The organism is Streptococcus sp. HMSC056C01, from assembly GCF_001811305.1.
GTDB lineage: Bacteria > Bacillota > Bacilli > Lactobacillales > Streptococcaceae > Streptococcus.
Genome location: NZ_KV804182.1, coordinates 85,596 through 107,955, shown reverse-complemented (window position 1 = coordinate 107,955; position 22,360 = coordinate 85,596). Strand labels below are relative to the sequence as shown.

General features: G+C 40.3%; 20 protein-coding genes. 9 read left to right on the top strand and 11 right to left on the bottom strand.

The annotated features are described in order from the left end of the window. Positions 1-20 precede the first annotated feature (20 nt). From HMPREF2795_RS01590 to dtd, 3 genes are all read left to right on the top strand, one after another. Positions 21-1,151, top strand: coding sequence for an ABC transporter ATP-binding protein (locus tag HMPREF2795_RS01590; protein ID WP_049504000.1), 1,131 nt, complete (start codon positions 21-23; stop codon positions 1,149-1,151). A gap of 144 nt (positions 1,152-1,295) precedes the next feature. Then, entirely contained in the window at positions 1,296-3,512 is a 2,217-nt protein-coding gene (locus tag HMPREF2795_RS01585; protein WP_001123766.1) for a RelA/SpoT family protein, read from the top strand. A gap of 30 nt (positions 3,513-3,542) precedes the next feature. After that, complete coding sequence (gene dtd / locus HMPREF2795_RS01580) at positions 3,543-3,986, top strand: D-aminoacyl-tRNA deacylase (RefSeq protein ID WP_075228053.1); 444 nt, start codon at positions 3,543-3,545, stop codon at positions 3,984-3,986. A gap of 37 nt (positions 3,987-4,023) precedes the next feature. Here the strand turns inward: dtd and HMPREF2795_RS11015 are convergent, their stop codons facing one another. The 8 genes from HMPREF2795_RS11015 to HMPREF2795_RS01545 form a co-directional block, all read right to left on the bottom strand. Next, on the bottom strand, positions 4,024-4,353 hold the full coding sequence (locus tag HMPREF2795_RS11015) for a hypothetical protein (protein WP_315940712.1): 330 nt from the start codon (positions 4,351-4,353) through the stop codon (positions 4,024-4,026). A 207-nt stretch (positions 4,354-4,560) separates the two neighbouring features. After that, positions 4,561-4,974 (bottom strand): hypothetical protein, encoded by a 414-nt coding sequence (locus HMPREF2795_RS10840; RefSeq protein WP_075228052.1) that lies wholly within the window; start codon positions 4,972-4,974, stop codon positions 4,561-4,563. A gap of 128 nt (positions 4,975-5,102) precedes the next feature. Next, complete coding sequence (locus HMPREF2795_RS01570) at positions 5,103-5,813, bottom strand: nicotinamide mononucleotide transporter family protein (RefSeq protein WP_148131248.1); 711 nt, start codon at positions 5,811-5,813, stop codon at positions 5,103-5,105. A 118-nt stretch (positions 5,814-5,931) separates the two neighbouring features. After that, positions 5,932-6,582, bottom strand: coding sequence for a metal-dependent transcriptional regulator (locus tag HMPREF2795_RS01565; protein WP_075228051.1), 651 nt, complete (start codon positions 6,580-6,582; stop codon positions 5,932-5,934). An 89-nt stretch (positions 6,583-6,671) separates the two neighbouring features. Beyond that, entirely contained in the window at positions 6,672-7,166 is a 495-nt protein-coding gene (gene tpx, locus HMPREF2795_RS01560) for a thiol peroxidase (RefSeq protein ID WP_075228050.1), read from the bottom strand. Positions 7,167-7,284: 118 nt separating this feature from the next. Beyond that, positions 7,285-8,214 carry a metal ABC transporter substrate-binding protein gene (locus HMPREF2795_RS01555; protein ID WP_075228049.1) on the bottom strand — a complete coding sequence of 310 codons (930 nt, stop codon included), beginning with the start codon at positions 8,212-8,214 and terminating at the stop codon, positions 7,285-7,287. Positions 8,215-8,245: 31 nt separating this feature from the next. Then, complete coding sequence (locus HMPREF2795_RS01550; protein WP_075228048.1) at positions 8,246-9,094, bottom strand: metal ABC transporter permease; 849 nt, start codon at positions 9,092-9,094, stop codon at positions 8,246-8,248. Then, a complete protein-coding gene (locus tag HMPREF2795_RS01545) occupies positions 9,091-9,813 on the bottom strand; it encodes a metal ABC transporter ATP-binding protein (protein ID WP_075228047.1) in 723 nt (240 codons plus the stop codon). The genes HMPREF2795_RS01550 and HMPREF2795_RS01545 overlap by 4 nt, the downstream gene beginning before the upstream one ends. Before the next feature lie 179 nt (positions 9,814-9,992). Between HMPREF2795_RS01545 and HMPREF2795_RS01540 the strand changes: the two genes are divergently transcribed. Further along, positions 9,993-11,885, top strand: a complete 1,893-nt coding sequence (locus HMPREF2795_RS01540) for a M13 family metallopeptidase (protein WP_075228046.1) — start codon at positions 9,993-9,995, stop codon at positions 11,883-11,885. Between the two features lie 39 nt (positions 11,886-11,924). Here the strand turns inward: HMPREF2795_RS01540 and HMPREF2795_RS01535 are convergent, their stop codons facing one another. Both HMPREF2795_RS01535 and HMPREF2795_RS01530 read right to left on the bottom strand, forming a co-directional pair. Then, complete coding sequence (locus HMPREF2795_RS01535; protein ID WP_075228045.1) at positions 11,925-12,554, bottom strand: MBL fold metallo-hydrolase; 630 nt, start codon at positions 12,552-12,554, stop codon at positions 11,925-11,927. Between the two features lie 104 nt (positions 12,555-12,658). Beyond that, positions 12,659-13,735 (bottom strand): DUF2974 domain-containing protein, encoded by a 1,077-nt coding sequence (locus tag HMPREF2795_RS01530; RefSeq protein WP_075228044.1) that lies wholly within the window; start codon positions 13,733-13,735, stop codon positions 12,659-12,661. Positions 13,736-13,830: 95 nt separating this feature from the next. On the opposite strand from HMPREF2795_RS01530, the gene HMPREF2795_RS01525 reads away from it, so the two are divergent. From HMPREF2795_RS01525 to HMPREF2795_RS01505, 5 genes are all read left to right on the top strand, one after another. Further along, positions 13,831-14,508: a response regulator transcription factor gene (locus tag HMPREF2795_RS01525; protein WP_004251237.1), complete on the top strand. Its 678-nt coding sequence runs from the start codon at positions 13,831-13,833 to the stop codon at positions 14,506-14,508. Then, positions 14,501-15,475 carry an ATP-binding protein gene (locus HMPREF2795_RS01520; protein ID WP_075228043.1) on the top strand — a complete coding sequence of 325 codons (975 nt, stop codon included), beginning with the start codon at positions 14,501-14,503 and terminating at the stop codon, positions 15,473-15,475. Before HMPREF2795_RS01525 ends, HMPREF2795_RS01520 begins: the two co-directional genes overlap by 8 nt. A gap of 326 nt (positions 15,476-15,801) precedes the next feature. Further along, positions 15,802-16,560: an ABC transporter ATP-binding protein gene (locus HMPREF2795_RS01515; protein WP_070459777.1), complete on the top strand. Its 759-nt coding sequence runs from the start codon at positions 15,802-15,804 to the stop codon at positions 16,558-16,560. Between the two features lies 1 nt (position 16,561). Next, entirely contained in the window at positions 16,562-18,553 is a 1,992-nt protein-coding gene (locus HMPREF2795_RS01510) for an ABC transporter permease (protein ID WP_075228042.1), read from the top strand. A 577-nt stretch (positions 18,554-19,130) separates the two neighbouring features. Further along, complete coding sequence (locus HMPREF2795_RS01505) at positions 19,131-20,180, top strand: DUF389 domain-containing protein (protein ID WP_075228041.1); 1,050 nt, start codon at positions 19,131-19,133, stop codon at positions 20,178-20,180. Between the two features lie 206 nt (positions 20,181-20,386). On the opposite strand, the gene thrS is transcribed toward HMPREF2795_RS01505, so the two are convergent. Continuing rightward, complete coding sequence (thrS, locus tag HMPREF2795_RS01500; protein WP_075228040.1) at positions 20,387-22,330, bottom strand: threonine--tRNA ligase; 1,944 nt, start codon at positions 22,328-22,330, stop codon at positions 20,387-20,389. Between the last annotated feature and the right edge of the window lie 30 nt (positions 22,331-22,360).

The following is a 22,360-nucleotide window of genomic DNA, read 5'->3' as shown; positions in this document are numbered from 1 at the left end:
GACAAAAGGAGTTCTCCACAATGGTAGAATTAAATCTTAAAAATATTTACAAAAAATATCCAAACAGCGAACACTATTCAGTTGAAGATTTCAACTTGAACATCAAAGACAAAGAATTTATCGTTTTTGTAGGACCTTCAGGATGTGGTAAATCAACTACTCTTCGTATGATTGCAGGTCTTGAAGACATCACAGAAGGTACTGCATCTATCGATGGCGTGGTTGTCAACGACGTGGCTCCAAAAGACCGTGACATTGCCATGGTATTCCAAAACTACGCTCTTTACCCACACATGACTGTATACGATAACATGGCTTTTGGTTTGAAATTGCGTAAATACAGCAAAGAAGACATCGACAAACGTGTACAAGAAGCAGCAGAAATTCTTGGTTTGAAAGAATTCTTGGATCGTAAACCAGCTGACCTTTCAGGTGGTCAACGTCAACGTGTTGCCATGGGTCGTGCAATCGTCCGTGATGCCAAAGTATTCTTGATGGATGAACCTTTGTCAAACTTGGATGCTAAACTTCGTGTATCAATGCGTGCTGAAATCGCTAAAATCCACCGTCGTATCGGAGCTACAACTATCTACGTAACTCACGACCAAACAGAAGCGATGACACTTGCAGACCGTATCGTTATCATGTCAGCAACTAAAAACCCTGCTGGTACTGGTACTATCGGACGTGTTGAACAAATCGGTACTCCTCAAGAAGTTTACAAAAACCCAGTGAACAAATTCGTAGCAGGATTTATCGGAAGCCCAGCTATGAACTTCATCAATGTTAAATTGAACGGTGACCGCATTGTTGCTGACGGATTTACTTTGAAAGTTCCAGAAGGTGCTTTGAAAGTTCTTCGTGAAAAAGGCTACGAAGGTAAAGAATTGATCTTCGGTATCCGTCCAGAAGATGTGAATGCAGAACCTGCTTTCCTTGAAACATTCCCAGAATCAGTTGTGAAAGCAACAATCTCTGTATCAGAATTGCTCGGTTCAGAATCTCACCTATACTGCCAAGTTGGTAAAGATGAATTCGTTGCAAAAGTTGACGCTCGTGACTACTTGCAAGCTGGTGCAACTGTGGAACTTGGATTTGACTTGAACAAAGCTCACTTCTTCGATGTAGAAACTGAAAGAACAGTTTACTAAGATAGATTTGAATCAATGAGCACTACTAGAGTTTTTCTGGTAGTGTTTTTTTATTAAGTTTAGCAAACTCTTACAGAAGAGGCTTTTCTAGTTTTCATATCCTCAAAAAAGTGTTAAAATGGTAGGAAGAACTGGAGAGTATGCATGCCGAAAGAAGTAATTTATTCAGGCGATGAAGTCGTCGCTTTAACGCAAAAATATTTATCGAAAGAAGATGTGGCTTTTGTACACAAGGCCTTGGTTTACGCTGTAGAATGCCATAGTGGCCAGTATCGTAAATCAGGTGAGCCTTACATTATCCACCCTATTCAGGTAGCAGGAATCTTGGCTAAACTCAAGCTAGATGCTGTCACTGTTGCCTGTGGTTTTTTGCATGACGTGGTAGAAGACACAGATGCTACTTTAGATGACTTAGAACGCGAATTTGGTCACGATGTTCGAGTGATTGTAGATGGTGTTACCAAGCTTGGTAAGGTTGAGTATAAGTCTATCGAGGAGCAGCTGGCTGAGAATCATCGCAAGATGCTCATGGCTATGTCAGAAGATATCCGTGTTATCTTGGTCAAACTATCTGACCGCCTGCATAATATGCGCACCCTTAAGCACCTTCGTAAGGACAAGCAGGAACGTATTTCCAGAGAAACCATGGAAATCTATGCACCGCTTGCTCACCGTTTGGGGATTTCAAGTGTGAAGTGGGAACTGGAAGATCTCTCTTTCCGCTATCTCAATCCAACTGAATTTTACAAGATTAGTCACATGATGAAGGAAAAACGTCAAGAGCGTGAAGCCTTGGTCGATGAAGTTGTGACGAAACTCGAGGAATACTCATCTGAGCGCCATCTTACAGGAAAAATCTACGGTCGTCCAAAGCATATCTACTCTATCTATCGCAAGATGCAGGACAAGAAAAAACGCTTTGAAGAGATCTATGACCTAATTGCCATTCGTTGTATTCTAGACACTCAGAGTGATGTCTATGCGATGTTGGGCTACGTTCATGAGCTGTGGAAGCCAATGCCGGGACGTTTTAAAGACTATATTGCCAATCGTAAGGCCAATGGTTACCAGTCTATCCATACGACTGTTTATGGACCAAAAGGGCCGATTGAGTTCCAGATTCGTACTAAGGAAATGCATGAGGTTGCTGAGTACGGGGTTGCGGCTCACTGGGCTTACAAAAAAGGAATCAAGGGTCAGGTTAATAGTAAGGAATCTGCTATTGGAATGAACTGGATCAAGGAGATGATGGAACTCCAAGATCAAGCAGATGATGCCAAGGAGTTTGTAGATACTGTCAAAGAAAACTATCTGGCTGAGGAGATTTATGTCTTTACTCCAGATGGAGCGGTTCGTTCACTTCCAAAGGATTCTGGACCGATTGACTTTGCTTATGAAATTCATACAAAGATTGGGGAAAAAGCAACAGGTGCCAAGGTTAATGGCCGCATGGTACCATTGACTACCAAGCTAAAAACAGGTGACCAGGTTGAAATCATCACCAATCCAAATTCATTTGGACCAAGCCGTGACTGGCTCAACATGGTTAAGACCAGCAAGGCACGAAATAAAATTCGTCAGTTCTTTAAAAACCAAGACAAAGAATTGTCCATCAATAAAGGTCGTGAATTGCTGATTAGTCAGCTCCAAGAAAACGGCTATGTAGCTAATAAATTTATGGACAAACGTCACATGGATGAAGTCCTTCAAAAAACTAGTTACAAAACAGAAGAAGCCCTTTTCGCAGCCATTGGTTTTGGAGAAATCGGAGCTATTACTGTCTTTAACCGTTTGACAGAGAAGGAACGTCGTGAAGAAGAGCGGGCCAAAGCTAAGGCAGAAGCTGAAGAATTGGTCAAGGGTGGCGAAGTTAAAGTGGAGAACAAGGACACGCTTAAGGTTAAGCATGAGGGTGGAGTAGTCATCCAAGGTGCTTCTGGTCTCTTGATACGGATTGCCAAATGTTGTAATCCTGTTCCAGGTGATGATATCGTCGGCTATATTACCAAAGGACGTGGAGTTGCCATCCACCGTGTGGACTGTATGAACCTTCGTTCACAGGAAAATTACGAACAACGTCTACTCGATGTTGAATGGGAAGACCAATTCTCAAGTAAGGAGTATATGGCTCACATCGATATCTACGGGCTCAACCGTTCTGGTCTATTGAATGATATCTTGCAAGTCTTATCAAATACAACTAAAAATATCTCAACAGTTAATGCCCAACCAACCAAGGATATGAAATTTGCCAATATTCATGTTTCTTTTGGAATTTCAAACCTTTCGATGCTGACCACAGTGGTTGATAAGATTAAGAGTGTACCAGAAGTCTACTCGGTTAAACGTACCAATGGTTAAGTTGGCTTGATATAATCAGAAAGGATTGCTATGAAAATTGTCGTTCAGCGTGTCAAGACAGCTCAAGTTTCTATTGAGGGGCAAGTATATGGGAAAATCCAGCAGGGGCTCTTACTCTTAGTAGGTGTTGGACCTGAGGATCGAAAAGAAGATTTGGATTATGCAGTGAGAAAGCTTGTCAATATGCGAATTTTCTCAGATACTGAAGGTAAGATGAACTTATCGGTTAAGGATATCCAAGGCCAAGTCCTTTCCATCTCTCAGTTTACTCTGTTTGCAGATACCAAAAAAGGCAATCGTCCAGCCTTTACAGGGGCAGCTAAACCGGATATGGCGGAAGCTTTCTATCAAGAATTTAACCAAGAACTAGCTAAGGAAGTTCCTGTTGAGACAGGAGTCTTTGGAGCAGATATGCAGGTGGAACTGGTCAATGATGGCCCAGTAACCATCATTCTTGACACCAAAAATAGATAAGAAAAACCAAGCTCGCGGGCTTGGTTTTTCTTATCTATCACAAAATATTCCAAAATGAAATGGGTTCTTGATAGGCTTGGGGGAAGTCTCTTTTCAGGCTTTGGCAGGTGCGATAGGAAGGGATGAGATATCTTAGGATGAGGAGACTTCCCTGAAGGAAAGGTGGGATACCACTTAAAAACAGCAAGGAGAGAATTATCAGGTTATCCCATAGGAGGATTTGTAAGGCAAAACGCCAGAATCTCGGTCTAATCTGGGAATAGAGTTGACTAAAGTGGTCACAAAGTTGGTTGGAAAGATAGGTAAACAGCACAGGGTGAAAGAAGATGAGCCAACCACTGTAAATCAAAATCCAATCCCAGGTAATACTCTTCGAAAATCAAATTCAAACTACGTCAGCTTCGCCTTGCCGTACTCAAGTACAGCCTGCGGCTAGCTTCCTAGTTTGCTCTTTGATTTTCATTGAGTATAAGTCCCTCTTTAAATGTCAAAAATGCCAGCATGATTCCATCGATGATGAGGAGTTGAATGGTTTTGATGTAGATGATTTTTTTCATGATAAAACCTTTTTTTCTTAGAGACACTCCCACAAATAGATATGTTTGTCATAAAAGTCTGGATAGTTTTCTTTTAGGTGGCTAGCCGTTATATAATAAAAAGTAGAATGACAGGAAGTAAAGACTGGAGTAAGAGAGTAAAAATGTTGAGGGCCAGTGATGGCTAAAAAGACAAATAATAGTAGGTCAGTGGAGAGAATCTCTAAGTAGTAAAGGCGAATTTTTTTGTTCATCTGAGGATAAATCTCAGAGAAATGTTTTTTGAGTCGATTGACCAAGCGAAATAGCAGTAGTCCTTGAGCAAGGATGAAAATGAAGCAAAAAATCAGGCCTCTCTCCAAAGAAAGTTCGTATCGGGGTCTGAAAGTTACCAACAGTAGCAAATCGCTGACTACGATGGCTGTAAAATGGATTCTAAAGAGATTTTTCATAAGATGACCTCCCTCTTTTATCTAGCTTCATTCTACTCCAAAAGAATGGGAGTTACAAGTAAAATGATAAAAAATTTTAGTAAGGAGATTCTATTAAGTCGACTTGCTTTCTTTATTTGAGTTTCCTTCTATTTTTCCACTTCTTCATCATTCCAGACAAATAAAGCTCCGATTGCATTGAGGATATAAAAGATGTATTTTCCGATATTGGCAAAGTTTCCTTGAATGCCAGCCTTTGTCAGCTGAACGAAATTGTAAATCAACCAAAATCCCCACTGAGTTGTCAGTTTCAATGCATTCAAAGCATTGGCAATGAGGGAGAGTGCAAAGGAAATAGTTGTTACGTAGGCAAGGAGATTCATCTTTCCTCCATAGCCGATATAGTTGGTCATAAATGCAAAGAGGAAGGCTAGAACTGAAATGATGACGGCTGCCCATTTCAATTGTTTTTGGTTCATCTTGTTGGGTCTACCTTCTTGTGAAGCTTCCCATTTCTTAATGGCAAAGGTATAAATGAGGAAGGTGACAGGATAGGTGATAATGGCCGCCTTATTTCCAAGGATATAGTCAATGGTGCCGGACAAAATCGTATTGACAATGCCAAAGTAATTTCCCCATTTGCTTAATTTTCCCGTGAAACGAGTGGACAACATGGAAATCCCAACGTTGGTTACGGAAATCAATCCAAAGGGCACAAGGGCAGTCCATGGGCCCCAGTCTACGAATTTATCGAGACGGGAGTTGAGGTAACCAGATGCGATCGCAATTCCAACGACCAGAGCAACCCCAAAGAGGTCAAACCATTTGGATGTCGCAAAAATTTTTAGTGATTTTTTCATAGATTAAAATATCTTTCTTTTTTTTACAAACATTCTACAACAAAATGAGAGTAACATCAAATGCTAGAAATAAAACCCTGAAAATCAAGCTTTCAGGGTTGGTAGGGGACTTGAGAAATTAGTTCAGTTTTTCAACATAGAGCTGTTTGGCGATTTCTAGGCTGACTTGGAGTTCTTCATTCTTGTGAATGAGAGTGAAGGTATTAGAGAAGCCATCAAACTGCTTGACTTGGAGTTGGTCTCCAATATGGATGCTGTGTTTTTCCAAATACTGGAGAAGTTCAAAACTATCATGGACCCGAGTCAGTAGATAGGTCCCTGCTTCTTTGATATCAGAGAGTGGAAGGTTATTAATCTCAACTAAAAGCTCTCCCTTGGCAGGAATGGTTCCTCCATGGGGACAGGTTTTTGGAAAGCCTAACATTTTGTCTAATCTCTCGACAAAAAAGTCTGAAACCGTATGTTCTAATACCTCAGCTTCATCATGAATCTGATTACTGGTATAGTCCAGATGGTGAACCAGAAAAACTTCAATGAGTCGGTGCTTTCGGTAAAGGTCAGATACAAGTTTTAAACCAATATCCGTTAGTAAGTAGCCCTTTTTCTGATCTTTTAGGATAAGATTTTCGGATTGCATGCGCTTGATCATTTCAGTTACAGCTGGAGGTGATACCTGCATTCGAGCAGCGATTTCCTTATTGGTAATCTTAGGAAGTTCCATGCCAATCTCATAAATACATTTTAAGTAATCTTCTTTATTTGGTGTCATTCGCATTTCCTTGTTTATTATCTCCATCTAGTATACCAAAAAAAGCTAGATTTCTCTAGCTTTCTGCCTTGTTATAAGTGGTCTTTCTTTTAGTCAAGCGACTTTGCTGCTTCAATGGCCGCTTCAAAGTTTGGCTCGGAATTGATATTGTCCACATACTCAACATAACGGATGGTATTGTCAGTATCGAGAACAAAGACCGCGCGTGCTAGGAGATGCCATTCATTGATTAAGAGGGCGTAATCACGTCCAAAGGAGTGGTCGAAGTAGTCTGAGAGCATGATGGCATTTTCAATTCCCTCTGCGCCACACCAACGTTTTTGAGCAAATGGAAGGTCCATAGAAACAGTAAGGACAACAGTGTTGTCCAAGCTAGCCAATTCTTGGTTAAAGCGACGAGTCTGAAGTGAGCAGATCCCAGTGTCGATAGAAGGAATGACACTCAAAATCTTTTTCTTACCATCAAAGTCAGCCAGTGATTTTTTAAAAAGGTCAGTTGTTGTTAGAGAAAAGTCAAGAGCCTTGTCTCCTACTTGTAGTTGTTTTCCTGTGAAAGTTACAGGATTTCCAAGGAATGTAGTCATAAGCTACTCCAATCTTTTTTCTTTCATTCTACATTAAATGTTCAGACTTTTCCAATAGTTTGACTGAAAATTGATTAGACAAAAACGCCAATTCAAGGAGAATGACGTTTTTAGAAATTTATTTAGACAAACCTTCAGCAATCTTTTCAAGATTGTATTTCATCATGTTGTAGTAGCTATCGCCTTCTTTGCCTTCTTCAGCGATAGAATCTGTAAAGATTTGAGCATAGATTGGGATGTTTGTGTCTTGTGAAACAGTCTTCATTGGGCGGTCATCCACACTTGATTCTACAAAGAGGGAAGGAACTTTTGTTTGACGAAGTTTTTCAACCAAGGTCTTGATTTGGTCTGGTGTTCCCTCTTCTTCGGTATTGATTTCCCAGATGTAGGCACTTGGTACGCCGTAAGCTTTAGAGAAGTATTTGAAGCATCCTTCGCTGGTTACGATGAGTTTCTTATCAGCAGGGATAGTGTTAAATTTCTCTTTGGCTTCCTTGTCTAGAGCATCAAGTTTTTCAGTGTATTCTTTGAGATTTTTTTCGTAGAATTCTTTGTTGTCAGGGTCTTTTGCGATGAGCTGTTTGGCAATATTTTGCGCATAAATCATCCCGTTTTCAAGGTTGAGCCAAGCATGTGGGTCTTCTTTGCCTTTTTCGTTTTGGCCTTCAAGGTAGATAACATCAACGCCTTCGCTGACTGCAAAGTAGTCTTTGTTTTCAGTTTTCTTGGCATTTTCTACCAATTTTGTAAACCAAGCATTTCCACCTGTTTCAAGGTTGATACCGTTATAGAAAATCAAATCAGCTTGAGAAGTTTTCTTGACATCTTCAGGAAGTGGTTCGTATTCGTGTGGGTCTTGACCAACAGGAACGATACTGTGAAGGTCAATCTTGTCACCTGCGATATTTTTAGTAATATCAGCGATGATTGAGTTTGTAGCAACAACTTTTAGTTTTTGACCAGAAGCTGCATCTTTTTTTCCGCTAGCACATGCTACAAGAACAATGGCGGAAAGAAAGAGAACGAGTAATGTACCTAATTTTTTCATTAGATCCTCCAATTTAGTGGGGTTCTGCCCCTTATTTTAACAAATGTTTATTTTTCAGTTTCAAATATCGTTGTTTTGGAGCGATAAAGAAGCTAATGAGAAAGAAACTAGCGGCTGTAAGCACGATACTAGAACCTGCCGCAACGTTAAAGCTATAACCGATAAAGAGTCCCAAAACTGAAGCAGTCGCTCCAAAGGTTGAGGAAAGGAAAATCATACTTTTCAGGCTATTAGCATACAGATAAGCAGTTGCCGCTGGGGTAATCAGCATGGCTACAATCAGGATAGTTCCGACACTTTGCATGGCTGTCACAGACACAAGAGTTAGGAGTACCATGAGAAGGTAGTGATAGAAATTGACAGGCATTCCCATGGCTTTAGCCAAGAGTTCATCAAAGGAAGTTATTAAGAGTTGCTTGAAGAAAATCCAGATTAACAAGAGAATGGCTGCCCCTACCCCCATGGTAATAAACATATCCGTATCTTGGACGGCTAGGATATTACCAAAAAGGATATGGAAAAGGTCAGTTGAACTTTTAGCGACACTAATCAAGATGATACCGAGGGCTAAGAAAGAAGAAAAGGTAATGCCGATGGCGGTATCGCTTTTGATAATCGAGTTCCCCTTGATGTAGGTAATGATGATAGCAGCTAGCAGTCCAAAGACAATGGCTCCGATAAAGAAGTCAATGCCCAAGATGAAGGAGAGGGCTACACCTGGTAACACAGCATGTGAAATGGCATCTCCCATGAGTGACATCCCACGTAGAATGATGAAACATCCTACAGCTCCAGCTACGACCCCGATAACAATAGCTGTTATCAAGGCATTTTGTAAGAAATGGAATTTTTGCAATCCATCTATAAATTCTGCAATCATAGGTCACCTCCATTGAAAAAGAGTCGATTACCGTAAGCTTCTTTGAGATTGGCTTGGGTAAAGGTTTCTTTGGTCGGACCAAAAGCAATCACTTCTCGATTGACAAGCAAGACTTGATCGAAGTAGTTGGGAACCTTGCTGAGGTCGTGGTGGACGATGAGAACCGTCTTCCCAGCTTTTTTCAGATCTCTCAGCGTATTCATGATAATCTCTTCACTGACTGAGTCAATCCCCACAAAGGGTTCATCTAAGAGGATATAGTCGGCTTCCTGCACCAAACATCTGGCAATCAAGACCCGCTGGAACTGACCTCCAGACAGTTGACTGATTTGACGTTCAGCGTAGTCAGCTAGGTCGACGATTTCAAGGGCCTCTTGCACTTTCTTCCAATGTTTAGCATTTAAACTTCGAAAGAGAGGAATAGAGGGAAATAGTCCTAACGAGACGCATTCCTTGACCTTGATGGGAAAGTTGTAGTCGATATTGATTTTTTGTTCGACATAGGCGATTCGATGTAAGGATTTTTTAACTTCCTTGTCATCGAGAAATGCCTGACCTTGATGTGGGATAATTCCCAGCATACCTTTTAATAATGTTGATTTCCCAGCGCCGTTTGGACCAATAATTCCGGTAATCGTTGGTCCTTGGAGCACTAGTGAAATATCCTTTAGTGCCAACGTTTCTTTGTAGGAGACACTGAGGTTTTCGATACGTATCATACAGTTATATTCCTCCTATCTTTTAATATACATTAAAATAAAAATTAAGTCAAGTTAATTTTTGTAAATATTTAAAATATTAACTAGAAAACAATCAGGAGAAGACGGTATTTTTAATTGCATTCCCCAGGGATTTTTGCTAAGCTAGGAATAAGTGAAAATAGGAAAGCGAGAACAAGATGACACGTTATCAAGATGATTTTTATGATGCTATAAATGGTGAGTGGGAAAAGACTGCTGTTATTCCAGCCGATAAATCGAGAACAGGTGGTTTTATCGACCTTGACGAAGAAATTGAAGAGTTGATGCTAACGACGACTGACAAATGGTTGGCAGGAGAAGATCTTCCAGAAGATCCTATCCTAGCAAACTTTGTCAAATACCACAGCATGGTGAGAGATTTCGATAAGCGAGAAGCTGATGGAATTGAGCCAGTTCTTCCTTTATTGGAGGAATACCAGGATTTGGAAAGTTTTGCGGATTTCGCAAGTAAACTAGCAGCATTTGAATTAGCTGGTAAACCAAACTTCCTTCCATTTGGTGTATCACCAGACTTTATGGATGCTAGAACCAATGTTCTTTGGGCTAGTGCTCCAGGAACAATCTTGCCTGATACAACCTACTATGCGGAAGACCATCCACAGCGTGAGGAATTGTTGAACCTTTGGAAAGAAAGTACTTCTAATCTCCTTAAAGCCTATAACTTCTCAGATGAAGAAATCGAAGATCTTTTAGAGAAACGATTGGAATTGGACCGCCGTATCGCAGCTGTGGTCCTTTCAAACGAAGAGAGTTCAGAATACGCCAAACTCTACCATCCATATTCTTATGAAGATTTCAAAAAGTTTGCCCCTGCTCTACCTCTAGATGACTTTTTCCAAGCTGTTCTTGGTCAAGTTCCTGATAAGGTCATTGTAGATGAAGAACGTTTCTGGCAAGCAGCAGAGCAATTTTATAGTGAGGAAGCTTGGCCTTTGCTCAAGGCAAGCTTGATTTTGAGTGTGGTCAATCTTTCAACGAGCTATTTGACAGACGAGATTCGTGTCTTGTCAGGTGCTTATGGACGTGCCCTTTCAGGAGTTCCAGAAGCCCAAGACAAGCGCAAGGCTGCTTACCACTTAGCCCAAGGACCATTCAAACAAGCCCTCGGCCTTTGGTATGCCCACGAAAAATTCTCTCCAGAAGCCAAGGCAGATGTCGAGAAAAAAGTGGCGACTATGATTGACGTTTATAAGGAACGTTTGGCTAAGAATGACTGGCTGACTCCTGAAACACGAGAAAAAGCCATTGTCAAACTCAATGTCATCAAGCCTTATATCGGTTATCCAGAAGAACTACCAGCCCGCTATAAGGACAAGGTAGTGGATGAATCTGCTAGCCTCTTTGAGAATGCCCTAGCCTTTGCTCGTGTGGAAATCAAGCACAGTTGGAGCAAGTGGAACCAGCCGGTTGACTACAAGGAGTGGGGAATGCCTGCTCATATGGTTAATGCCTACTACAATCCACAAAAGAACTTGATTGTCTTTCCGGCTGCTATTTTACAGGCGCCATTCTATGACTTGCATCAGTCATCTTCTGCCAACTATGGTGGTATCGGAGCGGTTATCGCCCATGAAATTTCTCATGCCTTTGATACAAATGGGGCTTCCTTTGATGAAAATGGTAGTCTCAAGGATTGGTGGACAGAGAACGACTATGCTGCCTTTAAAGAAAAAACGCAGAAGGTTATCGACCAGTTTGATGGCCAAGAATCTTACGGTGCAAGGATCAACGGAAAACTAACGGTATCAGAAAACGTTGCTGACCTAGGAGGAATTGCTGCAGCCCTTGAAGCTGCCAAGAGAGAACCAGATTTCTCAGCTGAAGAGTTCTTCCATAACTTCGCACGTATCTGGCGTATGAAAGGTCGCCCAGAGTTGATGAAACTCATGGCTAGCGTTGACGTACACGCACCAGCTAAACTTCGTGTCAATGTCCAAGTGCCAAACTTTGATGACTTCTTTACAACCTATGATGTCAAAGAAGGCGACGGTATGTGGCGCTCACCAGAAGACCGTGTGATTATTTGGTAATCAAAAAACCAAGGGTGTTTGATCCTTGGTTTTTATGTTTTAGAAAAATGGATTAAAGGTTTTTTCGTGGGCGATAGTCGTAGCTGGACCATGTCCTGGATAGACATCGTAGTTTGGAAGGGTAAAGAGCTGGGTTTGGACACTATGAAGGAGTTGTTCCATACTACCAGTTGGCAAATCTGTCCGACCAATGGTTTCTCGGAAAAGGGCATCTCCCGTTAAGACCAAGCGACCATCTGGAAAAACAAATGAAACTCCTCCGATAGAGTGGCCTGGAGTTGGTAATACAGTGAAGCGGAATTCTTCAATCTGGTATTCTTCATGAAAGACATAAGTGTGTTCAGCTGGTTTGCAGATGACATCCGCCATATCATCGTGTCGAGGGAGACCTGAAAGGTTGTCAACAGGAGTATAGAGCCAAGAAGCTTCACTTTCTGCCACATAGACTGGAGGATTTCTATAAGTATCTCTGACCAAGTCCAGACTCATAATATGGTCGTAGTGAGTGTGGGTCAGGAGAATGGCACAGACCGGTTTATTGATGGTTTCGATAGTCTTGCGAATGGCCTCCCAATGGTTACCCGGATCAACAACAATCAGGTGCTGGTCCCCTTCAAGATAATAAGTATTTTCATAGGCAACAGGGTTCACAGTTTTGTGGATTTTCATAGGATTTCCTCTTTCATAGATTTACAGTTTCTAGTATAACACAGAAGCACAAAATAAGGAATCAACAAAAGAGTCCCTCCATATAGGAAGGGACTTTTAACTTTTTAAAAATGATTTTTCCAGGCATGGAAACGAGCATCTAGTAGGAGTTGTGTCAGATTTTTTAAGATTTCAACTTGCTCAGGCTCTAGAGTCTGAGCTTGAGAAACAAGTTGTCGAACATGTTCAATAGCATTTTTAGAAGACAGTTCATTAATGGAGCTGATTCCAGATTCTAGGATGGTTCCGAAAAAGAGATCAAAGTAGAGTTCCAGTTCTTCATCGGGCACACTGTCCACCCATTCTTTAAGAGTGTCTTTGATTTGGAGACTTTCGCTACTGATGGCCTCTAGTTGGACAAAGTGGTGTCCCTCTGTCAGCCAACTAAAGGTACTGTGTTGGGCGATACCGCCGAGAGCTGTAGACTTGACGACGATAGGTGTATCAGGGACTTCTAGCATCATGCCAATGACAGATCCCTGTGGGACATAGCGGCGAATTTTTGGAATAACATCTTGATAACCAGTGGTTTCAGTCAGATGAGCCTGCAAACCAGGGGCATCGTAGGTATAAATCGCAGATATCTTTTCCTGCAATTCAGGTTGGATTTGACTAGCAGCATAGATGGCTAGATTCCCACCTTTAGAATGTCCAGCAAGCATGACGTTTTGTTTTGGATGTTGGGTAAAGAAATCTTCCAAGTATTCAAGAGCATCCTTTTGGGCAGGGATTTCCTTCATGTAGGTCATATGGAAATCTTCCTTCCAGCCAATAATACTGTCGTCTGTGCCACGAAAGACAATCAGATAAGTATCTAGGTTCAGACGATAGGTCATAGCAGCGAACTGCTTTTGAAGTTCTGTGTCGACCTCGTTGACAAAATTAGAAAGTTTGCTATTTTTAAAACGTTTGTGTTGGGATAACTGATTGAGGAGCTGAAGTCGTTCTTTATTGGTCAACATGGTACTTTCTCGAGGGACACGTGTTGCAACATCGCTTAAACGATTGACAGGCTGGTCCAATAGGTTATCAAAAGAAAGATAGGTCAACTCAGTCAGAGCAAGTATATCCAGTTCATTTAAGGGAAGATCATAAAAAGAATCGTATTGAACGTCAGTTAGGTAGTCAAAAATATTGGCCATGAGAATTCCTTTCTTAACTTTTATCATATCAGATTTACATCAATTTCGCTAGTAGTCAGAAGAATTTTGCTATAATATAAAAAAAGGAGGAGCAGATGCATAAGATTTTACTAGTAGAAGATGATCCAGTAATCCGTCAGCAAGTTGGGAAAATGCTCTCTGAATGGGGTTTTGAAGTAGTTATGGTAGAAGACTTTATGGAAGTTCTGACACTATTTGTTCAATCTCAACCTCATCTGGTTCTCATGGATATCGGCTTGCCTCTCTTTAATGGTTATCACTGGTGCCAGGAGATTCGCAAGATTTCCAAAGTTCCTATTATGTTTCTGTCATCAAGAGACCAGGCTATGGACATCGTTATGGCTATTAATATGGGGGCAGATGATTTTGTGACCAAGCCTTTTGACCAGCAGGTACTTTTAGCTAAGGTACAAGGATTATTGCGCCGCTCTTATGAGTTTGGAAGGGATGAGAGTCTCCTAGAGTATGCTGGAGTTATTCTCAATACCAAGTCTATGGATGTGCATGTCAATGGAAAACCTATCAGTTTAACAAAGAATGAATTTCAGATTTTACGTGTTTTATTTGAACATGCGGGAAATATCGTAGCGCGTGATGACTTGATGCGTGAACTCTGGAACAGTGACTTTTTTATTGACGACAATACCTTATCTGTTAATGTCGCGCGCTTGCGCAAGAAATTGGAGGAAGAAGGTTTGATTGGTTTTATCGAAACCAAGAAAGGAATAGGGTACGGATTGAAACATGCTTGATTTCAAAAGTTTTTTTCTAGCTTATATCCGTTCGCGTAGCCGTTTTTTCGTGTTTATTCTCTTACTTACAGGTTTACTCTTTCTCTTTGAGGTCTTATTTGATAACCAAGGGCCCTACTTTAACTATTTCTTCTTTCTATCTACATTTTTGACATTTTTGTTTTTGATATTTGATTTCTTGATAGAATTGCAACGTTATCGTAAGGAATTGCTCTATGGCGAAAGAAAAGCTAAGTCACCAATGGAAGTCCTTCTAACTGAAAAATTAGAGAAAAGCGAATCTGAACTCTATCAAAAGAAATCAGATGCTGAAAACCGCTATAATGATTTGGTGGACTACTATACACTCTGGGTTCATCAGATAAAAACTCCAATTGCGGCCAGTAAACTCCTCGTGAGTGAGGTGGCAGATCGCCAATTGAAACAACAGTTGGAACAGGAAATTTTTAAGATTGATTCCTATACCAACCTCGTTCTCCAATACCTACGTTTAGAGAGCTTCCATGATGATCTGGTATTGAAGAAAGAAAATGTGGAGGATTTGGTCAAGGAAGTCATTCGCAAATATGCCATTTTCTTTATCCAGAAAGGTTTAAGTGTTAATCTACATGACTTGGATAGAAGCATTGTGACGGATAAAAAATGGCTGTTAGTAGTTATTGAACAAATCCTTTCAAATAGCCTCAAATACACAAATGAAGGTGGAATTGAGATCTATATGGACAGTCAAGAACTTTGCATCAAAGATACTGGGATTGGTATCAAAAACAGTGATCAATTGCGGGTTTTTGAACGCGGATTTTCAGGCTATAATGGGCGTATGACCCAGCAGTCATCTGGACTTGGGCTCTACCTGACCCAAAAAATTAGCCAAGAATTAGGACATCAAATCTGTATCGAATCTGAACTTGGTCAAGGGACGACCGTGCGCGTTAAGTTTTCAGAAGTAAATCTACTGATCGAATGAAAAGAATTACTAAGAGCTTGGAAGAAACCTTTCAGGCTCTTCTTTAGACCTTGTTATGGTAAGAAAGTAGGTTTCAATCAGATAAAAAATTGTAATCTTACAAAAATGTAAGATTAAAGGCCTCTTTTGTAAGGTTATGTTATGGCAAGCTATCTTCATTTGGAGTAAACTTATAGCATAAAGAAAAAGGAGAGAAACCATGAAAACAATCTTACAAAAGAAAGATATAAGTAAACCAAGTCCAAAAGAGATCGAGCGTGTTCAGCTCGGTTGCGCTATTATGCAGGCTCAGTTTCAATTAATGGGATATTAAAAAGGAGATTATCATGACACTATTAGATGTAAAACATGTTCAAAAGATTTATAAAACACGTTTCCAAGGCAACCAAGTAGAAGCCCTGAAAGATATTCATTTTACTGTAGAAAAAGGCGACTATGTTGCCATCATGGGTGAGTCTGGTTCTGGGAAATCTACTTTACTCAATATTCTCGCCATGCTTGACAAACCAACTCGTGGTCAGGTCTTCCTAAACGGAACAGACACAGCTACCATTAAAAATACTGAAGCATCAAGCTTCCGTCGTGAAAAGTTAGGCTTTGTCTTCCAAGACTTCAATTTGTTAGATACGCTTTCTGTTAAAGACAATATCTTACTCCCTTTGGTATTGTCTAGAAAGCCTATTACAGAAATGATGAAAAAATTGGTAGTGACGGCTGAAAATCTAGGCATCAACCAATTGCAAGAGAAGTACCCTTATGAAATCTCTGGTGGACAAAAGCAACGGGTAGCAGTAGCCCGCGCTATCATTACAGAACCAGAAATTCTTCTTGCTGACGAGCCGACAGGAGCTCTAGACTCCAAATCATCTGCAGCCCTCCTTGATATCTTTGATCAAATCAATGAACAAGGCCAAACCATTCTCATGGTAACCCATTCAACAGCTGCAGCAAGTCGTGCGAAACGTGTCCTCTTCATTAAGGATGGCATTCTTTATAACCAAATCTATCGTGGTGAAAAAACTGATCGTCAGATGTTCCAAGAAATCTCTGACACCTTGACTGTTATGGCAAGTGAGGTGAACTAGTATGTTTCGATTAACCAATAAGTTGGCCATATCCAACTTAATCAAAAACCGCAAACTCTATTATCCCTTTGCTTTGTCTGTCGTTTTGGCAGTCACTATTAGCTATCTCTTTTATTCCCTAGCCTTTAATCCTAAAATTGTGGATTTGCGTGGTGCGTCTGCCATTCAATTTACCTTACAACTAGGGCTTGTCGTAGTGACACTTGCATCTGCCATTATCGTTCTTTATGCCAATAGTTTTGTCATGAAAAATCGATCCAAAGAACTGGGTGTATATGGCATGTTGGGCTTAGAAAAGCGTCACTTGATTGGTATGACCTTCAAGGAACTCTTGATTTTTGGGCTAGTAACAGTCACTGCTGGTATTGGGATTGGTGCCCTCTTTGACAATCTCATCTTTGCATTATTGCTTAAACTTGCAAAGATGAAGGTAGAGTTAGTAGCCACCTTCCAATGGTCCGTAGTCCTTTCCATCCTTCTGGTATTTGGGCTTGTCTTTTTAGTCATTGTCTTCCTAAATGCTATCCGCATTATCCGTATGGATGCTCTGCAACTTTCTCGTGAGAAAGCAAAAGGTGAGAAGAAGGGCCGTTTCCTAGTCCTTCAAACTTTAGTAGGACTAATTACTCTAGGTGGTGGCTACTACTTAGCACTAAGTGTAACAGATGCATTTAAAGCTGTCGCTACTTTCTTTATTGCGGTTATGTTAGTTATTGTAGGGACCTATCTCTTATTCAATGCTGGTATTACAGTTTTCTTGCAGTTGCTTAAGAAAAACAAGAGATATTACTACCAACCAAATAACTTTATCTCTGTTTCTAACCTTATCTTTCGTATGAAGAAAAATGCTGTCGGATTAGCAACCATTGCCATCCTTTCAACCATGGTTTTAATCACCATGTCGGCAGCAACCAGTATCTACAACGGTTCTGAAAACATGAAAAAACTCCTATATCCTCACGATTTTACTGTTAATGGAAAAAATGTCGAAGTTGAGAATTTAGACCAACTTTTGACTCAGTATGCAAGTGAGAAGAATCTAACGATTAGTAATAAGGATGTTCTCAGCTATGCAAGTTTCGGTCTTTCTAGTCAAGAGGGGACCAAATTAACCATCTTTGAAAAAGGGCAAAATAGTGTTATGCCCAAGACGGTCTTCTTAGTTTTCGACCAAAAAGATTACGAAAATATGACTGGTCAGAAATTGAATCTCACTGGAGATGAAGTAGGGCTTTGGGCTCGAAATGACCAACTTAAAGGACAGAAAGCATTTAGTCTGAACAATCAGAACTATACGATCAAGGAAGCAATACAGCAGGATTTTATTGCTAATCATGTTTCCAATCCTTATGTACTATTGGTATCGGATTATAACTATCTTGTAGTAGCTGATCTTCAAAGCTTTTTGGAACAGTACCAGGATTCAGCTGTATACACACAGCTCTACGGTGGTATGGATGTAACAGCTAGTCTAGAGGAACAGTTAAAGCTAACTGATGATTTTGAGGAGTTTGTAAATAATTTTAGTCATAATCTCAAAAATGAAGATGGTATGGTATATGGTGGAGGCACTGCAAGTGATGCAATTGCCCAAATGAATGCTCTCTTTGGAGGAGTTCTCTTTATCGGTATTTTCCTCTCTATCATCTTTATGATTGGAACTGTACTCGTTATCTACTATAAACAAATCTCAGAAGGTTATGAGGATCGTGAACGCTTTGTCATCCTGCAAAAGGTTGGTTTGGATCAAAAACAAATCAAGCAAACCATTAACAAGCAAGTCTTGACTGTTTTCTTCCTCCCTGTAATCTTTGCTTTCCTTCATCTAGCATTTGCCTATCATATGTTAAGCTTGATTCTCAAGGTTATTGGGGTAGTAGATACAGCTATGATGTTAAGCGTAACACTTTCAATCTGTGGTATCTTTGCCCTCATCTACGTACTTATCTTTATGATTACTTCAAGAAGCTATCGTAGAATTGTTCAAATGTAAAAACAGAAACATCAAAAAAGAGAGTGGGACAGAAATCGTTAATTCGTTAGAATTCGATTTCGTCGTCCCACCTCCGCACAGTTGAGTAGGGCTGTAAAAGCTGATGAAATCAGCGTAGTAGAGCCCAATCAACCACTGCGTCTTACTCGACAATCCAAAGACAATTGAGAGGCTAGGACTTTTGTCCCATCCTCTTTTTTAGTAGCTGGCATTTTGTACCAGGTTTTATCGTTTATTTTTCAACTCGTGATTTGTTAGCGATATCAGCTAGGATTGCTGCTACAAACTTATCATGTTTAAACATTAAAACGTTATCTTCTTTCAGAGGAGATAACGTTTTTTCTTTTTCGGATAAGGAAACAAAAATTTCTACCTTTCACTATCTTTCAAATTGATTGAGTTCTTCAGAGAAAGGTTGTAAAATTTTTGATATAATATCAAGGATGGACTGATGGATAGTTAAAAGATAATTTTCAAAAGAATGATAGGTGAGAAGAAAAATATGTAAGATTGGACAGAAGTCTCTCTACCATCGTCTATACAGAAACAAGATTATATGAAATAAAAGGAGTAACCAATGACCGGAAACTATTCAACACGTGAATACCGTGAGAAATTATATGATGACCTTCATGTTCGATTAAGAGATACAGTAATTTTAATGTGTGCGATTTTTATTGCCTCTATAGGTCTAAATATGAATTCAACAGCTGTCATTATTGGAGCCATGCTGATTTCCCCTCTTATGACACCGATTGTTGGACTGGGATTCGGTTTAGCTATTTTTGATACGCGTTTAATCAAGCAATCTCTAGAGGTTTTATTTACTCAAGTATTGGTCAGTTTGCTTGTCTCGACTCTGTATTTCTGGATTACTCCCTTATCTTATGCAAGTAGCGAGTTGATTGCACGAACCTCTCCAACAATTTGGGATGTTCTCATTGCTATTGCTGGTGGGATAGCAGGTGTTATTGGTTCAAGGAAAAAAGAAGCAAACAATATCGTGCCTGGAGTAGCTATTGCAACAGCTCTGATGCCACCTATCTGTACTGCAGGCTATGGTTTAGCTAATGGAAATGTACGATTTTTATTTGGGGCTCTTTATCTTTTCTTGATCAACTGTGTCTTTATCATGCTCATCAACATTGTTGGAACAAGAATGTTGATGAGAAAATCTCCCTTAAGTTCATTTAATGAGCTAAACATTAAAATGAAAATTGGGTTGATCTCCTTGATTGTATTATTGGTTCTTCCAGCCAGCTATTCAGCAGTCACTCTGACGATGGATCAAGCACGAAAAGAAGGGATTAAACAATTTGTAGGAAAAGAGTTCGCCAATCATACGGTTATTAATCAAGTCTACAAGTCAAGTAATAATGAATTGGTCTTGACAGTTGTTGGAGATCCGATTTCAGAAGAAGAATTAGAAACTATTCGCCAAAAGCAGGACTCTTACGGTATTCAATCTGTTCAATTGAAAGTTAATCAAGTCCATAATTCGACAAAATTAGATAGTGAGGCGACCAAGGAATTTTACGAAACCATTAACCAGTATATCGATCAAAAACTCTCTGAAAAAGATTCACAAAAAGATCTCGTAAAAGAGAATGAAGCAGACAAGGATTGAGGATATTGAACTTATCTAACTCATGGAAGCAAATCTTGGGAGGATATCTTATATCCAAAAGTTAGTGGATAGAAAGGATCGTTGATGAGGATACCATTTGTGGTGGTTTGACCAATCACTACTAGCTCAGGCTAAATAAAAAAGCAACAGCTGAAACAGTTGTTGCTTTTTTAGCTAGCTGGAATTTTTATCCCAGGTTTTATCGTTTATTTTTCAACTCGTGATTTCTTGGCAATATCAGCAAGAATCAATTCTACAAATGCGTCTACCGGCATAGTTTCAGTTTCTTTTTGACCATAACGGCGAACGTTTACAGCCTTCTCTTCCATTTCCTTGTCACCAACGATCAATTGGTAAGGAATTTTTTGAGTTTGAGAAGCACGGATCTTGAATTGCATTTTTTCATTGCGTTCATCCACATCGGCACGAACACCACGGTCACGGAGTTTCTTAGCTACTTTCCAAGCGTAGTCCACGTGTTTTTCGTTAGAAACTGGGATAAGAGTTACTTGGTGTGGTGCAAGCCATGTTGGGAAGGCACCCTTGTAGTTTTCAATCAAGATAGCTGTGAAGCGTTCCATAGTTGAGATAACACCACGGTGGATCATAACTGGACGGTGTTCTTCACCATCAGCTCCGATGTATTTAAGGTCGAAGCGTTCTGGAAGCAAGAAGTCAAGCTGGATAGTAGAAAGAGTTTCTTCTTTACCAAGGGCAGTCTTAACCTGGATATCCAATTTTGGTCCGTAGAAGGCTGCTTCACCTTCAGCTTCAAAGTAGTCAAGTCCCATGTCATCCATAGCTGATTTCAACATACGTTGAGCATTTTCCCACATCTCATCATTATCAAAGTACTTGTGAGTATCTTGAGGGTCACGATATGATAAACGGAAACGATAGTCAGTCAAGTTGAAATCTTCGTAAACATCGATAATCAATTGAAGCGTACGTTGGAACTCATCTTTGATTTGTTCAGGTGTTACGAAAGTGTGACCGTCATTAAGTGACATTTCACGTACACGTTGAAGCCCTGTAAGAGCACCAGATTTTTCATAACGGTGCATCATACCGATTTCAGCAATACGGATTGGCAATTCACGGTATGAGTGAACGTGGTGTTTAAAGACCTCGATATGGTGAGGACAGTTCATTGGACGAAGAACGAATTCTTCACCATCACCCATATCCATGGTTGGGAACATATCTTCACGGTAGTGATCCCAGTGACCAGAAGTCTTGTAAAGTTCAACTGAGGCAATTGGTGGAGTGTAGACGTGTTGGTAGCCAGCAGCGATTTCCTTGTCGACGATGTAGCGTTCCAATTCACGACGGATAGTCGCACCATTTGGCAACCAGAATGGAAGACCTTGACCAACTTCTTGAGAAATCATGAAGAGATCCAATTCTTTACCAAGTTTACGGTGGTCACGTTCTTTGGCTTCTTCACGCATTTGAAGGTAGTTCTTCAAGTCTTTCTTGTCAAACCAAGCTGTACCGTAGATCCGTTGCATCATAGCATTATCGCTATTTCCACGCCAGTAGGCACCAGCTACGTTGAGAAGGTGGAAGATTTGGATGCGACCTGTTGATGGGACGTGTGGTCCACGGCAGAGGTCCACATACTCTCCTTGACGGTAAATGGTCAAACCACCTTCGTCTTCTGAGTGCTCTTCAATCAATTCCAATTTGTATGGATCATTTTTGAAAATTTCACGCGCTTCATCCTTGGTCACTTCCTCACGGATTGATGGGAAGTTTTCTTTAACGATTTTCTTCATTTCTTCTTCGATACGAGGAAGGTCTTCATTTGAGATTTGACCCGCTTGGTTGTCTGTATCGTAGTAGAAACCATCTTCGATAGCTGGACCAACACCCAAGTGAATATCTGGGAAGAGGCGACGAGCTGCTTGAGCGAACAAGTGAGCCGCTGAGTGACGCAAGATTGGAAGGGCATCTTCGTGATCAGGTGTCACGATTTCAATGCTTCCATCTTCAGTGATAGCACGAGTTGTGTCAATGAGTTTGCCGTTAAATTTACCAGCAAGGACTTTTTTAGCTAGGGAATTACTGATAGATTGGGCAATTTCAAAAGTTGTAACGCCAGATTCGAATTCACGAACAGCGCCATCTGGGAAAGTAATTTTAATCATGGTTTTCTCCTTATATTATTAGTTATCAAT

What these genes read in the sequence shown, in the direction of transcription:
- HMPREF2795_RS01590 (WP_049504000.1), top strand. Translation starts at nt 21, where the DNA reads ATGGTAGAATTAAATCTTAAAAATATTTACAAAAAATATCCAAACAGC.
- HMPREF2795_RS01565 (WP_075228051.1), bottom strand. Translation starts at nt 6,582, where the DNA reads ATGACACCAAATAAAGAAGATTACTTAAAATGTATTTATGAGATTGGC.
- HMPREF2795_RS01585 (WP_001123766.1), top strand. Translation starts at nt 1,296, where the DNA reads ATGCCGAAAGAAGTAATTTATTCAGGCGATGAAGTCGTCGCTTTAACG.
- HMPREF2795_RS01570 (WP_148131248.1), bottom strand. Translation starts at nt 5,813, where the DNA reads ATGAAAAAATCACTAAAAATTTTTGCGACATCCAAATGGTTTGACCTC.
- HMPREF2795_RS01540 (WP_075228046.1), top strand. Translation starts at nt 9,993, where the DNA reads ATGACACGTTATCAAGATGATTTTTATGATGCTATAAATGGTGAGTGG.
- tpx (WP_075228050.1), bottom strand. Translation starts at nt 7,166, where the DNA reads ATGACTACATTCCTTGGAAATCCTGTAACTTTCACAGGAAAACAACTA.
- HMPREF2795_RS10840 (WP_075228052.1), bottom strand. Translation starts at nt 4,974, where the DNA reads ATGAAAAATCTCTTTAGAATCCATTTTACAGCCATCGTAGTCAGCGAT.
- HMPREF2795_RS01545 (WP_075228047.1), bottom strand. Translation starts at nt 9,813, where the DNA reads ATGATACGTATCGAAAACCTCAGTGTCTCCTACAAAGAAACGTTGGCA.
- HMPREF2795_RS01535 (WP_075228045.1), bottom strand. Translation starts at nt 12,554, where the DNA reads ATGAAAATCCACAAAACTGTGAACCCTGTTGCCTATGAAAATACTTAT.
- dtd (WP_075228053.1), top strand. Translation starts at nt 3,543, where the DNA reads ATGAAAATTGTCGTTCAGCGTGTCAAGACAGCTCAAGTTTCTATTGAG.
- HMPREF2795_RS01525 (WP_004251237.1), top strand. Translation starts at nt 13,831, where the DNA reads ATGCATAAGATTTTACTAGTAGAAGATGATCCAGTAATCCGTCAGCAA.
- HMPREF2795_RS01515 (WP_070459777.1), top strand. Translation starts at nt 15,802, where the DNA reads ATGACACTATTAGATGTAAAACATGTTCAAAAGATTTATAAAACACGT.
- HMPREF2795_RS01520 (WP_075228043.1), top strand. Translation starts at nt 14,501, where the DNA reads ATGCTTGATTTCAAAAGTTTTTTTCTAGCTTATATCCGTTCGCGTAGC.
- HMPREF2795_RS01550 (WP_075228048.1), bottom strand. Translation starts at nt 9,094, where the DNA reads ATGATTGCAGAATTTATAGATGGATTGCAAAAATTCCATTTCTTACAA.
- thrS (WP_075228040.1), bottom strand. Translation starts at nt 22,330, where the DNA reads ATGATTAAAATTACTTTCCCAGATGGCGCTGTTCGTGAATTCGAATCT.
- HMPREF2795_RS01555 (WP_075228049.1), bottom strand. Translation starts at nt 8,214, where the DNA reads ATGAAAAAATTAGGTACATTACTCGTTCTCTTTCTTTCCGCCATTGTT.
- HMPREF2795_RS01530 (WP_075228044.1), bottom strand. Translation starts at nt 13,735, where the DNA reads ATGGCCAATATTTTTGACTACCTAACTGACGTTCAATACGATTCTTTT.
- HMPREF2795_RS01505 (WP_075228041.1), top strand. Translation starts at nt 19,131, where the DNA reads ATGACCGGAAACTATTCAACACGTGAATACCGTGAGAAATTATATGAT.
- HMPREF2795_RS01510 (WP_075228042.1), top strand. Translation starts at nt 16,562, where the DNA reads ATGTTTCGATTAACCAATAAGTTGGCCATATCCAACTTAATCAAAAAC.